Source organism: Micromonospora sp. NPDC000121, from assembly GCF_042899165.1.
GTDB lineage: Bacteria > Actinomycetota > Actinomycetes > Mycobacteriales > Micromonosporaceae > Micromonospora.
The window spans coordinates 726472-739349 of sequence record NZ_JBIAZP010000002.1 but is presented as its reverse complement, the minus strand read 5'-3'; the positions used below and the strand labels follow the sequence as shown (position 1 = coordinate 739349).

General features: G+C 73.3%; 12 protein-coding genes. 4 read left to right on the top strand and 8 right to left on the bottom strand.

Annotation, left to right across the window (positions count from 1 at the left end):
• The first annotated feature begins 2 nt into the window (after window positions 1-2).
• From zwf to pgl, 3 genes are all read left to right on the top strand, one after another.
• Window positions 3-1517 (top strand): glucose-6-phosphate dehydrogenase, encoded by a 1515-nt coding sequence (gene zwf, locus ACFY23_RS09975; RefSeq protein WP_350675960.1) that lies wholly within the window; start codon window positions 3-5, stop codon window positions 1515-1517.
• Window positions 1518-1548: 31 nt separating this feature from the next.
• Window positions 1549-2565: a glucose-6-phosphate dehydrogenase assembly protein OpcA gene (locus ACFY23_RS09970; protein WP_350675962.1), complete on the top strand. Its 1017-nt coding sequence runs from the start codon at window positions 1549-1551 to the stop codon at window positions 2563-2565.
• A 68-nt stretch (window positions 2566-2633) separates the two neighbouring features.
• Window positions 2634-3404, top strand: coding sequence for a 6-phosphogluconolactonase (gene pgl, locus ACFY23_RS09965; protein ID WP_350675965.1), 771 nt, complete (start codon window positions 2634-2636; stop codon window positions 3402-3404).
• A 53-nt stretch (window positions 3405-3457) separates the two neighbouring features.
• On the opposite strand, the gene ACFY23_RS09960 is transcribed toward pgl, so the two are convergent.
• The 8 genes from ACFY23_RS09960 to rapZ all read right to left on the bottom strand — a co-directional run bounded on the left by ACFY23_RS09960 (window position 3458) and on the right by rapZ (window position 10508).
• Window positions 3458-3811 carry an RNA polymerase-binding protein RbpA gene (locus ACFY23_RS09960; protein ID WP_350675967.1) on the bottom strand — a complete coding sequence of 118 codons (354 nt, stop codon included), beginning with the start codon at window positions 3809-3811 and terminating at the stop codon, window positions 3458-3460.
• A gap of 134 nt (window positions 3812-3945) precedes the next feature.
• Window positions 3946-4209 (bottom strand): preprotein translocase subunit SecG, encoded by a 264-nt coding sequence (gene secG, locus ACFY23_RS09955; RefSeq protein ID WP_350675969.1) that lies wholly within the window; start codon window positions 4207-4209, stop codon window positions 3946-3948.
• A 95-nt stretch (window positions 4210-4304) separates the two neighbouring features.
• A complete protein-coding gene (gene tpiA / locus ACFY23_RS09950; RefSeq protein ID WP_350675972.1) occupies window positions 4305-5096 on the bottom strand; it encodes a triose-phosphate isomerase in 792 nt (263 codons plus the stop codon).
• Window positions 5096-6295 (bottom strand): phosphoglycerate kinase, encoded by a 1200-nt coding sequence (locus ACFY23_RS09945; protein WP_350675974.1) that lies wholly within the window; start codon window positions 6293-6295, stop codon window positions 5096-5098. Before ACFY23_RS09945 ends, tpiA begins: the two co-directional genes overlap by 1 nt.
• Before the next feature lie 32 nt (window positions 6296-6327).
• Window positions 6328-7332, bottom strand: a complete 1005-nt coding sequence (gene gap / locus ACFY23_RS09940) for a type I glyceraldehyde-3-phosphate dehydrogenase (RefSeq protein ID WP_350675976.1) — start codon at window positions 7330-7332, stop codon at window positions 6328-6330.
• Between the two features lie 264 nt (window positions 7333-7596).
• A complete protein-coding gene (gene whiA, locus ACFY23_RS09935) occupies window positions 7597-8577 on the bottom strand; it encodes a DNA-binding protein WhiA (protein ID WP_076467662.1) in 981 nt (326 codons plus the stop codon).
• A gap of 54 nt (window positions 8578-8631) precedes the next feature.
• On the bottom strand, window positions 8632-9624 hold the full coding sequence (gene yvcK, locus ACFY23_RS09930) for a uridine diphosphate-N-acetylglucosamine-binding protein YvcK (RefSeq protein WP_350675979.1): 993 nt from the start codon (window positions 9622-9624) through the stop codon (window positions 8632-8634).
• Window positions 9621-10508, bottom strand: coding sequence for an RNase adapter RapZ (gene rapZ / locus ACFY23_RS09925; protein WP_350676511.1), 888 nt, complete (start codon window positions 10506-10508; stop codon window positions 9621-9623). The genes yvcK and rapZ overlap by 4 nt, the downstream gene beginning before the upstream one ends.
• Before the next feature lie 341 nt (window positions 10509-10849).
• Here rapZ and recQ point away from each other — a divergent pair, with 341 nt between their 5' ends.
• Entirely contained in the window at window positions 10850-12691 is a 1842-nt protein-coding gene (gene recQ, locus ACFY23_RS09920; protein ID WP_350675981.1) for a DNA helicase RecQ, read from the top strand.
• Window positions 12692-12878: the final 187 nt, after the last annotated feature.

The following is a 12878-nucleotide window of genomic DNA, read 5'->3' as shown; positions in this document are numbered from 1 at the left end:
GCATGAACCCGCTGCGCGACCCGCAGGACCGCCGGCTGCCGAGGATCCCGGAGCCGTGCGCCCTGGTGATCTTCGGCGTCACCGGCGACCTGGCCCGCAAGAAACTCCTTCCGGCGGTGTACGACCTGGCGAACCGGGGGCTGCTGCCCCCGGGCTTCGTCGTGCTGGGTTTCGCCCGCCGGGACTGGGGCGACGGCGACTTCGAGTCGCTGGCCCACGAGGCCGCCAAGAAGCACGCCCGCACCCCCTGGCGGGAGGAGGTGTGGTCGCGGCTGGCCGGCAACATCAAGTTCGTCGGCGGCTCGTTCGACGACGACGCCGCGTTCGACCACCTCTCCGCCACCCTCGACGAGCTGCGCCAGACCCACGGCATCCCGGGCAACGCCGCCTTCTACTTCTCCATCCCCCCGGCGGCGTTTCCCGTGGTGCTCAAGCAGTTGGCCCGCACCGGCATGGCCGACAACGCCAAGTCCGGCGGCTGGCGCCGGGTGGTGGTGGAGAAGCCGTTCGGGCACGACCTGCCCTCGGCGAAGGCGCTCAACGACCTGGTCGACGACGTCTTCACCCGCAAGGACGTCTTCCGCATCGACCACTACCTGGGCAAGGAGACCGTCCAGAACATCCTCGCCCTGCGGTTCGCCAACAACCTGTTCGAGCCGCTGTGGAACTCCAAGTACGTCGACTCGGTGCAAATCACCATGGCCGAGGACGTCGGGATCGGCACCCGCGCCGGGTTCTACGACTCCGCCGGCGCCGCCCGCGACGTGCTCCAGAACCACCTGCTCCAACTGCTGGCGCTGGTGGCGATGGAGGAGCCGACGAGCTTCGACGCGGACGAGATCCGCACCGAGAAGCTCAAAGTGCTGCGGGCGATCACCCTGCCGAAGGACGTGGCCGAGGGCACCGTCCGCGGCCAGTACCTGCCCGGCTGGGTGGGCGGCCAGCGCGCGGTCGGCTACCTGGAGGAGGAGGGCGTCCCGGAGGACTCGACCACCGAGACGTACGTGGCGGTCCGGCTCGGCATCCAGAACCGCCGCTGGGCGGAGGTGCCGTTCTACATCCGGGCCGGCAAGCGGCTGCCGCGCCGGGTCACCGAGGTCGCCATCATGTTCAAGAAGGCGCCGCACCTGCCGTTCAACGCCGCCGACATGGAGTCGCTGGGCAACAACCAGCTCGTCATCCGGGTGCAGCCCGACGAGGGCGTCGTGCTCAAGTTCGGCTCGAAGGTGCCCGGCACCACGATGGAGGTCCGCGACATCGCGATGGACTTCCAGTACGGCGAGGCGTTCACCGAGTCCAGCCCCGAGGCGTACGAGCGGCTGGTGCTGGACGTGCTCATCGGTGACCGCACCCTCTTCCCGGACGCCGCCGAGGTCGAGCAAAGCTGGCAGGTGGTGGACCCGCTGGAGCACGCGTGGGCGGGCACGAAGCCGGAGCCGTACCGGGCCGGCGAGTGGGGCCCCCGGGCCGCCGACGAGATGCTGGCCCGCGAGGGCCGGGCCTGGCGCAGAGCGTGACCAAGCCCAGCGAGTCAACCAGGAGGCTCCAGTGATCGGCCTGTGGGACACCACCGGCAACGAGGTGGTCAAGGCGCTCGCCGCCGAGCGGCGCAGTGCCGGCGGGGTGGCCAGCGGCATGGCGCTCACCCTGATCGTGGTGGTGGACGAGAAGCGGGTCCGCGAGGCGGAGGCGGCGGCCACGATAGCCGCCGCCGCCCACCCCTGCCGGCTGGTGGTGGTGGTCCGCTCCGACGTCGAGCGGGAGCGCAACCGCCTGGACGCGGAGATCGTCGTCGGCGGCCGGCTCGGCCCCTGCGAGGCGGTGGTCACCCGGATGTACGGGCGGCTGGCCCTGCACGCCGAGTCGGTGGTGATGCCGCTGCTGGTGCCGGACGTGCCGGTGGTGACGTGGTGGCACGGCGAGCCGCCGGCCGAGATCGCGACCGACTTCCTCGGTGTCGTGGCCGACCGGCGGATCACCGACGCCGCGCAGGCCGCCGACCCGATCGAGGCGCTGCGCCAGCGGGCCCGGGACTACGCGCCGGGCGACACCGACCTGGCGTGGACCCGGATCACCCCGTGGCGCACGCTCGTGGCCGGGGCGTTCGACACCACCCAGGCGCGGGTGACCGAGGCGACGGTGGTCGCCCCGGCCACCGACCCCACCGCCGGGCTGATGCGGGGCTGGCTGGCCGCCCGGCTCGGCATCGACCCGGTGTGGCAGCGCACCGACGAGTTCCCCCGGATGCGGGAGGTGCAGCTGCGCTGCGCCAACGGCGACGAGCTGACGCTGACCCGGGAGGACAGCGTGGCGACGTTCCGGCGTACCGGCCAGGAGGACCGGCACCTGCCGCTCGTCCGCCGGCCGCTCGGCGACGAGCTGGCCGAGGAGCTGCGCCGGCTCGACGCCGACCAGGTGTACGCGGAGGCGCTGGGCACCGCGGCCGGCCTGGCCGGCCTGGACCAGCGCCCGGCGCAGCGGGTGCACGTCTGGAAGGACCCGGCCACCGCGCAGCGGGCCGAGGCGGGGGTGACCGCGCACGCGGGAACGAGCGGCCAGCACTGAGCGCCCGACTGCCGGGCGCACGAGGAAACACCGACCGCGCGGCGGCCGGAGAAACGAAGGCACAGGGAATGAGTGAGGCGAGTGTCGCCGTCCACGCCGACGCCGACCTGCTGGCGCAGGCGGTGGCTGCCCGGTTGGTGGTGAAGCTGCTCGACGCGCAGGCCGAACGGGGCCAGGCCTCGGTGGTGCTGACCGGGGGGCGGATCGCCGCGGCGGTCCACCGGGCGGTGGCGGCGCTGCCGGCCCGGGACGCCGTGGACTGGTCCCGGGTGGACGTCTGGTGGGGCGACGAGCGGTTCCTGCCCGCCGGCGACCCGGAGCGCAACGAGACGCAGGCCCGGGCGGCCCTGCTGGACGTGGTGCCGCTGGACCCGGCCCGGGTCCACCCGATGCCCGCCTCCGACGGGCCCGCCGGGCCGGATCCGGAGGAGGCGGCCGCCCGCTACGCCGAGGAGCTGGCCCGGGCGGCGCGTCCCGGCCACGCCGCACTCCCCCACTTCGACGTGCTGATGCTGGGCGTCGGCGAGGACGGGCACGTGGCGTCGGTGTTCCCGGAGCACCCGGTGCACCACGACACCCGGCCGGTCAGCGCCGTCCGGGGCAGCCCGAAGCCACCGCCGGTGCGGACCACCCTGACCCTTCCGGCGATCAACACCGCCGAGGAGGTCTGGTTGGTGGCCAGCGGCGCCGACAAGTCCCGGGCGGTCGGCATGGCGCTGGCCGGGGCGGGGCCGGTGCAACTGCCGGCGGCCGGCGCGCAGGGCACGGGCCGCACCCTCTGGCTGCTGGACCGGGCGGCGGCGGCCGACGTGCCGGCCCGCCTGCGCAGCCTGCGCTGAGCGTGTAAGGAAGGGCCCCTTGTTAACGCTGTGCGTTAACAAGGGGCCCTTCCTTACAGCGGAGCGGGGCGGCCCCGGCGGCGGCGCAGGTCGGCGAGGGCCTCGGCCAGGATGGCCTCCCCCTCCTCGGCGCTGCGCCGCTCCTTCACGTACGCGAGGTGGGTCTTGTAGGGCTCGAGCCGGGCCCGGCCCGGCGGGTTCTGCGCGTCCTGCCCGGCGGGGAGGCCGCAGCGCGGGCAGTCCCACACCTCCGGGGCTTCGGCGTCGGCGGCGATGCGGATCTCGGTGTGGTGGTCGTTGCGGCACCAGTAGGTGACCGCCCGGCGCGGGGCCGGCTGGTAGCGCTCGGCGCGGCGCTCGGGGGCGGACCCGATACGGGTGCCCCGGATGACGTTGCCACTGGGCACGGCTGCTCGCTCCTGTCGTCGGGAGGGGTACCGCCGCGGAGGTGGGCGGCGGGCGACGCGGTGCAGCGGGTGAAACGGACTGCGCGCGGCCCGTCAGTGACGGACCGCGCGCAGATTGTACGACTCGACGGCGCTCAGATGGCGCCGCTGGCCGTCTGCAGGCGCAGCCAGAGCCCGAGCCCGACGATGCAGGCGAACCAGACGATGCCCACCAGGACGGTGTAGCGGTCGAGGTTCTTCTCCGCCACCGACGACCCGGCGAGGCTGGAGCTGACGCCGCCACCGAACATGCTCGACAACCCGCCGCCCTTGCCGCGGTGCAGCAGGATCAGCATGGTCAGCAGGATGCTCGTGATGACCAGCAACACGATCAACGTGTATGCGAACCAGATCGGCATGGCTGGGGTCAGTCCTCTCGTTACGATCCTCGCCCGGGCAGATCGGGCACGGTGGCACCGACCGACGGACGGGCGGAGTCAAGGATAGCGAGCGATCAGCGGGCGATGTGCTCCGGGAACCGGCAGATCTTCGCGAACTCCTCGGCGTCCAGGCTCGCGCCGCCCACCAGCGCCCCGTCGACGTCCGGCTTGGCCATGATCGCCGCGACGTTGGAGGACTTGACGGAGCCGCCGTAGAGGACCCGGACCTGGTCGGCGGTGTCCTGGCCGAACGAGTCGGCCAGGCGCTGGCGGACCGCCTCGCACACCTCCTGCGCGTCCTCCGGGGTGGCCGTCTTGCCCGTGCCGATCGCCCAGACCGGCTCGTACGCCACCACGACCTTCGCCACCTGCTCGGCGGTCAGCCCCTTCAGGGCGCCGTCGAGCTGGTCGCTGCAGTGCGCCACGTGGGTGCCCCGGTCCCGGACGTCGAGCCCCTCGCCCACGCAGAGGATCGGGGTGAGCCCGTGGGTCAGCGCCGCCTGCACCTTGACGTTGACGATCGCGTCGTCCTCGTTGTGGTACGCGCGCCGCTCCGAGTGCCCCACCACCACGTACGTGCAGCCGAGCTTGGCCAGCATCGGGCCGGAGATGTCGCCGGTGTAGGCCCCCGACGCGTGCGGCGAGAGGTCCTGCGCGCCGTAGCCGATCAGCAGCTTGTCGCCGTCGACGGCGGTCTGCACCGTACGCAGGTCGGTGAACGGCGGCAGGACCACCGTCTCGACGTCGGTGAGCTGCTTCTCGGTGAGGCTGGCCGCCAGCTTCTGCACCAGCAGGTTGGCCTCGAGGTGGTTGAGGTTCATCTTCCAGTTGCCGGCCATCAGGGGCCGGCGGGTGGCGTTCGCCATCAGTTCTCCAGGGCCGCGATGCCGGGGAGGGTCTTGCCCTCCAGGTATTCCAGGGAGGCGCCACCGCCGGTGGAGATGTGCCCGAAGGACGACTCGTCCAGCCCCAGGGCACGGACTGCCGCCGCCGAGTCACCGCCACCGACCACGGTGAACGCGTCAGCCTTCGCGATCGCCTCGGCGACCCCGCGGGTGCCGTGGGCGAACGCCGCCATCTCGAACACGCCCATCGGGCCGTTCCAGAAGATCGTCCGCGCGCCCTTGAGGGCGGCGGCGAACCCGGCGACCGTCTCCGGCCCGATGTCGAGCCCGACCCGCCTGCTGGGGATGCCGTCGGCCGGCACGGTGTCGTGCGCGGCGTCCGGGGCGAACGCGTCCGCGGCCACCACGTCGACCGGGAGCAGGATCTTGCCCTCGGAGCGCTCCATCAGGTTGCGGCAGGTCTCGACCATCTCCTCCTCCAGCAGCGAGGAGCCCACCTCGTGGCCCTGGGCCTTGAGGAAGGTGAAGCACATGCCGCCGCCGATGAGCAGCCGGTCGACCGTCGGCAGCAGCGCCTCGATCACGGCGAGCTTGTCGGAGACCTTCGAGCCGCCGAGCACCACCACGTACGGCCGCTCCGGCTCGCCGGTGAGCTTCGAGAGGACCTCCACCTCGCGCAGCACCAGCCGGCCGGCGACGTGCGGCAGCCGCGCCGGCACGTCGTAGACGCTGGCGTGCTTGCGGTGCACCGCGCCGAACGCGTCGTCGACGTACGCCTCGCCGAAGGCGGCGAGCTGGTCGGCGAAGGCGCCCCGCTCGGCGTCGTCCTTGCTGGTCTCACCCTTGTTGAAGCGCAGGTTCTCCAGCAGCGCCACCTCGCCGTCGGCCAGCGCCTCCACGGTGGAGCGGGCGGACTCGCCGACGGTGTCGGTGGCGAAGTGCACCGGCGCGCCGAGCAGCTCGCCGAGCCGCCCGGCGACCGGGCGGAGGCTGAACTGCGGGTCCGGGGCGCCCTTCGGGCGGCCCAGGTGCGAGCAGACGACCACCTTCGCGCCGGCCCCGGTGAGCGCGCTCAGCGTCGGCAGCACGGCGCGGATCCGGCCGTCGTCAGTGATGTCGCCGGTCTGCTTGTCGAGTGGGACGTTCAGGTCGGCGCGCACCAGCACGCGCCGACCCGACACCCCCTCGGCGAGCAGGTCGTCGAGGGTACGGATGCTCACTTACGCCAGCCCTCCGTTCGTGGCCGCCGCCGTCACAGGGACTGGCCGACGAGCTTGACCAGGTCGACCAGGCGGTTGGAGTAGCCCCACTCGTTGTCGTACCAGCCGACGACCTTGACCTGGTTGCCGACGACCTTGGTCAGCGGCGCGTCGTAGATGCACGACGCCGGGTCGGTGACGATGTCGGCGGAGACGATCGGGTCCTCGTTGTAGACCAGGATGCCCTTGAGCGGGCCCTCGGCGGCCGCCTTCATCGCGGCGTTGACCTCGTCGACCGTGGTCTCCCGGTTGAGGTTGACCGTGAGGTCGGTGGTCGAGCCGGTCGGGATCGGCACCCGCAGCGCGTAACCGTCCAGCTTGCCCTTCAGCTCCGGCAGCACCAGGCCGATCGCCTTCGCCGCGCCGGTCGAGGTCGGCACGATGTTCAGCGCGGCGGCGCGGGCGCGACGCAGGTCCTTGTGCGGCGCGTCCTGGAGGTTCTGGTCCTGGGTGTACGCGTGGATCGTCGTCATCAGACCGTGCTGGATGCCGAACGTGTCGTGCAGGACCTTCGCCATCGGGGCGAGGCAGTTGGTGGTGCAGGAGGCGTTGGAGATGATGGTGTGCTTGGCCGGGTCGTACTGCTCCTGGTTGACGCCCATCACCACCGTGACGTCCTCGTTCTTCGCCGGCGCGGAGATGATGACCTTCTTGGCCCCGCCGTCGATGTGCGCCTTGGCCTTGGTGGCGTCGGTGAAGAAGCCGGTGGACTCGATGACCACGTCCGCGCCGACCTCGCCCCACGGCAGCTTCGCCGGGTCCTTCTCGGCGTACGCCTTGATGGTCTTGCCGCCCACGGTGATCTCGTCGGCGGTCGCCTTGACCTCGTGCGGGAGGCGGCCCAGGATGCTGTCGTACTTGACAAGGTGGGCGAGCGTCGCGTTGTCGGTCAGGTCGTTGACCGCCACGACCTCGATGTCAGCGCCGGACGCCAGCACTGCCCGGAAGAAGTTGCGGCCGATCCGGCCGAAGCCGTTGATGCCAACCCGGATGGTCACAGGTCCCATCTCCTCGCGTTCTGGTCCGCCGGCGTCAGACCCGGGCCGGCGGAGGTGTGTGCGCCGACCGTTGGAGCCGGCCGTTGACGGTTCATCTCGGCCACCCCGCCGCGGTCTCGAAGGACCTGACCGCCCGAGGCGGTGAGTACGGCGAGGAGTGCCTGTGCCGGCCCCCTTGCCGTACGCAGCGACCTTATCCGAGCGTGCGACACCGTGCAGCGCCGGGTGGTGATCCCACTGGCGGCGCCGAGCCTCACCGTCCTATCAGACCACGAGCATGTCGGGCGTGACGGCCGCTTCCGTATCCGGGATGCCCAGGTCGCGGGCCCGCTTGTCGGCCAGCGCCAGCAGCCGGCGGATCCGGCCGGCGATGGCGTCCTTGGTCAGCGGCGGGTCGGCCAGCGCGCCCAACTCCTCCAGCGAGGCCTGCCGGTGCTCCAGGCGCAGCCGACCGGCCGAGGTGAGGTGGTTGGGCGCGTCGTCGGCGAGGATCTCCAGCGCCCGGGTGACCCGGGCGGCGGCGGCCACCGCGGCGCGCGCCGAGCGGCGCAGGTTGGCGTCGTCGAAGTTGGCCAGCCGGTTCGCCGTCGCCCGGACCTCGCGGCGGACCCGGCGCTCCTCCCAGGCCAGCACGCTGGAGTGGGCGCCGATGCGGGTGAGCAGCGCGGCGATCGCATCACCGTCCTTGACCACCACCCGGTCCACCCCGCGCACCTCGCGGTTCTTGGCGGTGATGCCGATCCGGCGGGCCGCGCCGACCAGGGCCAGCGCCGACTCGGGACCGGGGCAGGTGATCTCCAGCGCGCTGGAGCGGCCGGGCTCGGTCAGCGATCCGTGCGCCATGAACGCGCCCCGCCAGGCCGACACCGCGCAGCAGACGTTCGCGGCGACGACGTGCGGCGGCAGGCCCCGCACCGGGCGGCCCCGGACGTCGAGCAGCCCCGTCTGCCGCGCGAGGGCCTCGCCGTCCTTGACCACCCGCACGATGAAGTGGCTGCCCTTGCGCAGGCCGCCGGAGGCCAGCACGTGAATCTCGCTGGGGTAGCCGTAGACCTCGGCGATCTCCCGCCGCAGCCGCCGGGCCACCGCTCCGGTGTCGAGTTCGGCCTCCACGACCACCCGACCGGAGACGATGTGCAGCCCGCCGGCGAAGCGCAGCAGCGCCGCCATCTCCGCCCGCCGACAGCAGGGCTTGGGCACGTCGACCCGACTCAGCTCGTCCTTGACCGCAGCCGTCATCGCCATTGTGCGTCCCCTCACGGACCGGTTCCGGCGTGTCGCCGGAGATTACGTACGTGTCTAACGATCGGCGCCCAGGACAGGCACCAGTGCGGCGCCCAGGGCGGCCGGATCATGACGGGGAGTGCCGTCGGTGACCGCGACGGGAGCGAGGACCAGGCGGGCACCCAGCGATTCTGCCGCACGTCCGACCGGTTCGGGGTCACCCACCGCCTTGGAATCGGCGACCACATGGTCGACCTTCAGCTCCGGCAGGTACCAGCGCAGCGCGGCCAGATGGTCGGCGAGGGAGAGCCCGAGCGTCTCCTTCTCCGACGCGAGGTTCAGCGTCACCAACCGCCGCGCCGGGCTGGCGACCACGGCGGCGGCCAACTCCGGCACGAGCAGGTGCGGCAGCACGCTCGTGTACCAGCTTCCCGGCCCGAAGATCAGCCAGTCCGCAGCGCCGATCGCGGCGACCGCCTGTGGGCAGGCCCGCGGTGCGCCCGGGGTCAGCCGCAGCGACTCCACCCGGCCGGTGGTCACCGCGACCTGGTGCTGGCCGGTGACCGTACGCACCTCGTCCGGTCGGCTCGGGTCGGCGCCGCGCACCCGCGCCTCGATGTCCACCGGCTCGCAGGACATCGGCAGCACCCGGCCCACCGCGCCGAGCATCGCCCCGGCGTGCTCCAGGGCCGCCACCGGGTCGCCGAGCAGCTCCATCAGCCCGCAGAGCACGAGGTTGCCCACCGCGTGCCCGGCCAGCCCGTCGCCTTGCCCAGGGGGCGGGTCCTCGGCGGGCGGCGGCACCTCGGCGAAGCGGTGCTGGAACAGGCCGGCGCTGCGCCGGGTGGCGGGATGGTCCCCGGCGAGCGCCACCAACGCCTGCCGCAGGTCGCCGGGGGGCAGGCCGCCCCGCTCGGCGCGCAGCCGGCCGCTGGAGCCGCCGTCGTCGCCGACGGTGACCACCGCCGTGATGTCCAGGTCCAGCTCGGGGGCGCAGCGGCGCAGGGCGCGCAGCGAGGCGGACAGGCCGTGCCCGCCGCCGAAGGCGACCACCCGCGTCGCCGTCACTCGCGCCCCAGGTCGCGGTGCTGGGCGTTGGCGGCCAGGCCGGACTGGCGCAGCCGGGCCGACAGCTCTTCGGCGATGGCCACGCTGCGGTGCTTGCCGCCGGTGCAGCCGACCGCGACGGTCAGGTAGCGCTTGCCCTCCCGCTCGAAGCCGACGGTGGTGGCGTTGACCAGGTCGGCGTACGACGTGACGAACGCGTCGGCGCCCTCCTGCCCCAGCACGTACGAGCTGACCGCCTCCTCCCGGCCGGTGTGCTCGCGCAGCTCGGGCACCCAGTACGGGTTGGGCAGGAACCGGGCGTCGAGCACGAAGTCGGCGTCCGGCGGCAGGCCGTACTTGAAGCCGAAGGAGAGCACGGTGACCCGCAGCCGGCGGGCGTCCTCGCCGCCGAACAGCTCCTCGATGCGGCGGCGGAGCTGGTTGACGTTCAGGTGGCTGGTGTCGATGATCACGTCGGCCTGGTCGCGGGCCTCCTCCAGCAGGCCGCGCTCGACGGCGATGCCGTCGGCGAGCCGCCCGTCGCCCTGCAACGGGTGCGACCGGCGGACGCTCTCGAACCGCCGGATCAGCACCTCGTCGTCGGCGTCGACGAACACCACCCGGGGCGAGAAGCCACGCTCCTTCAGCTCCCGGATTGCGCCGGCCAGGTCCGTGGAGAAGGCGCGCGAGCGCACGTCCAGCACCATCGCGGTGCGCCGGGCCGCCCCGCCGGCCTTGAACGCCAGCTCCGCCATGTCGAGCATGAGCGCCTGGGGCAGGTTGTCCACCACGTAGAAGCCGACGTTCTCCAGCGCCCGGGCGACCGTGCTGCGACCGCCGCCGGAGAGGCCGGTGACCACCACCAGGGTGGTGTCCGGCTCCGTCGGGGCCAGCTGCCCCGGCACCGTCGTGCCCCGATCCTCGGCTGTACGCGCCTCGCTCACCCACTACCCCCCAGCCGTGGCGCCGCGGCCGGCTACCCGGCCGTGCGTGGTCAATCAGCGACTCTATCCCGCCGCGCCCGGCCCACCGTCGTACGCCCGTGGGCGGCGTGGCCCGGCCGGCCGCCGGGCTGCCGCACCGCCGTCGGCATCCGGCGCGGCCGCGGCCCGGCGGGCGGTCGGAAGCCACGGCCCGGCGGGTGGTCGGGCGGGAGCCGGCCCGTGTCCGGCCGCCGGGGCGCGGGGCGGCGCGCCGGGGCGGCGCGGGCCGGCCGGGTGTCGGGGAGGGTTCGTAGAATCCCCGGATGGCTTCCCCCACCGACCTGCGCACCTCCGACGCCGCCCTGGAGACCCTGCGCCGGGTGTTCGGTTACGACGCCTTCCGCGGCTTCCAGCAGGAGGTGATCGACCACGTCGTCGCCGGCGGCGACGCGCTGGTACTGATGCCGACCGGTGGCGGCAAGTCGCTGTGCTACCAGATCCCGGCGCTGGTGCGCGACGGCGTGGCGGTGGTGGTCTCGCCGCTGATCGCGCTGATGCAGGACCAGGTCGACGCGCTGACCGCGGTCGGCGTGCAGGCCGGCTTCCTCAACTCGACGCAGGACCTGGACGCCCGCCGCGCGGTGGAGCGGGCGTTCGTCGGCGGCGAGCTGGACCTGCTCTACCTCGCCCCCGAGGCGTTGGGCACCCGCCCGGTGCAGCAGTTGCTCGACCGGGGCCGCATCGCCCTGTTCGCCATCGACGAGGCGCACTGCGTGTCGCAGTGGGGGCACGACTTCCGCCCCGACTACCTCGCCCTGTCGATGCTGCACGAACGCTGGCCGGACGTGCCCCGGATCGCGCTCACCGCCACCGCGACCAGCGCCACCCGCGCCGAGATCGCCACCCGGCTGAAGCTCACCGACGCCCGGCACTTCGTGGCCAGCTTCGACCGGCCCAACATCCAGTACCGGATCGTGCCCAAGCGCGAGCCCCGCAAGCAGCTGCTGAGCCTGCTGCGCGACGAGCACCCCGGCGACGCCGGCATCGTCTACTGCCTGTCCCGCGCCTCCGTGGAGAAGACGGCGGAGTTCCTCACCGCCAACGGCATCGCCGCGCTGCCCTACCACGCCGGCCTGGACGCGGCGACCCGCGCCCGCAACCAGCAGCGCTTCCTGCGCGAGGACGGCCTGGTGATGGTGGCGACCATCGCCTTCGGCATGGGCATCGACAAGCCGGACGTCCGCTTCGTCGCCCACCTCGACCTGCCCAAGTCCGTCGAGGGCTACTACCAGGAGACCGGCCGCGCCGGGCGGGACGGGCTGCCGTCGACCGCCTGGCTGGCGTACGGGCTGCAGGACGTGGTGCAGCAGCGCAAGATGATCGAGACCTCGGACGGCGACCTCGCCCACCGGCGCAACCTCGCCGCCCACCTCGACGCGATGCTGGCGCTCTGCGAGACCGTCCGCTGCCGCCGCACCCAACTGCTCGACTACTTCGGCGAGCAGGCGACGGGCGCCTGCGGCAACTGCGACACCTGTCTCGACCCGCCGGAGTCGTGGGACGGCACCGTCGCGGCGCAGAAGCTGCTCTCCACGGTGTTCCGGCTCGACCGGGAGCGGAACCAGCGCTTCGGCGCGGGGCACTGCATCGACATCCTGCTCGGCCGCGCGACCGACAAGGTCACCCAGTACGGCCACGACTCGCTGACCGTGTTCGGCATCGGCGGCGAGCTGCGCGAGGCCGAGTGGCGCGGCGTGGTGCGCCAGCTGCTGGCCGAGGGGCTGCTGGCGGTCGAGGGCGACTACGGCACGCTGGCCCTGACCGAGGCCAGCGCGGAGGTGCTGGGCCGCCGCCGCACGGTGATGATGCGGCGCGAGCCGGAGCGGGCAGCCTCGCCCCGGGTGGCCAAGCCGCGTGGGGCGGCCACCGTCGTCGCCGACCTGTCCCCGGTGGCCGCCGGGGTCTTCGATCGGCTGCGCGCCTGGCGGGCGGCCACCGCCAAGGAGCAGGGCGTCCCGGCTTACGTGATCTTCCACGACGCGACGCTGCGGCAGATCGCCACCGACGCGCCCGCCTCCCTGGCGGAGCTGTCCGGGGTCAGCGGCGTCGGCGAGAACAAGCTCGCCAGGTACGGCGAGCAGATCCTGGCCGTCCTGGCCGAGTGACCGTCGGCCGGCCACGCCGTCCGGCCGACGCCGAGGTGCCCGGTCGGCCGGCGCGAGCCGACGCCGAGGTGCCCGGTCGGCCGGCGCGAGCCGACGCCAAGGTGCCCGGTCGGCCGGCGCGAGCCGACGCCAAGGTGCCCGGTCGGCCGGCGCGAGCCGACGCCGAGGTGCCCGGTCGGCGTGAGCC

Coding starts and splice junctions, on each gene's coding strand:
- zwf (WP_350675960.1), top strand. CDS start 3: ATGAACCCGCTGCGCGACCCGCAGGACCGCCGGCTGCCGAGGATCCCG.
- pgl (WP_350675965.1), top strand. CDS start 2,634: ATGAGTGAGGCGAGTGTCGCCGTCCACGCCGACGCCGACCTGCTGGCG.
- secG (WP_350675969.1), bottom strand. CDS start 4,209: ATGCCGATCTGGTTCGCATACACGTTGATCGTGTTGCTGGTCATCACG.
- tpiA (WP_350675972.1), bottom strand. CDS start 5,096: ATGGCGAACGCCACCCGCCGGCCCCTGATGGCCGGCAACTGGAAGATG.
- whiA (WP_076467662.1), bottom strand. CDS start 8,577: ATGGCGATGACGGCTGCGGTCAAGGACGAGCTGAGTCGGGTCGACGTG.
- recQ (WP_350675981.1), top strand. CDS start 10,850: ATGGCTTCCCCCACCGACCTGCGCACCTCCGACGCCGCCCTGGAGACC.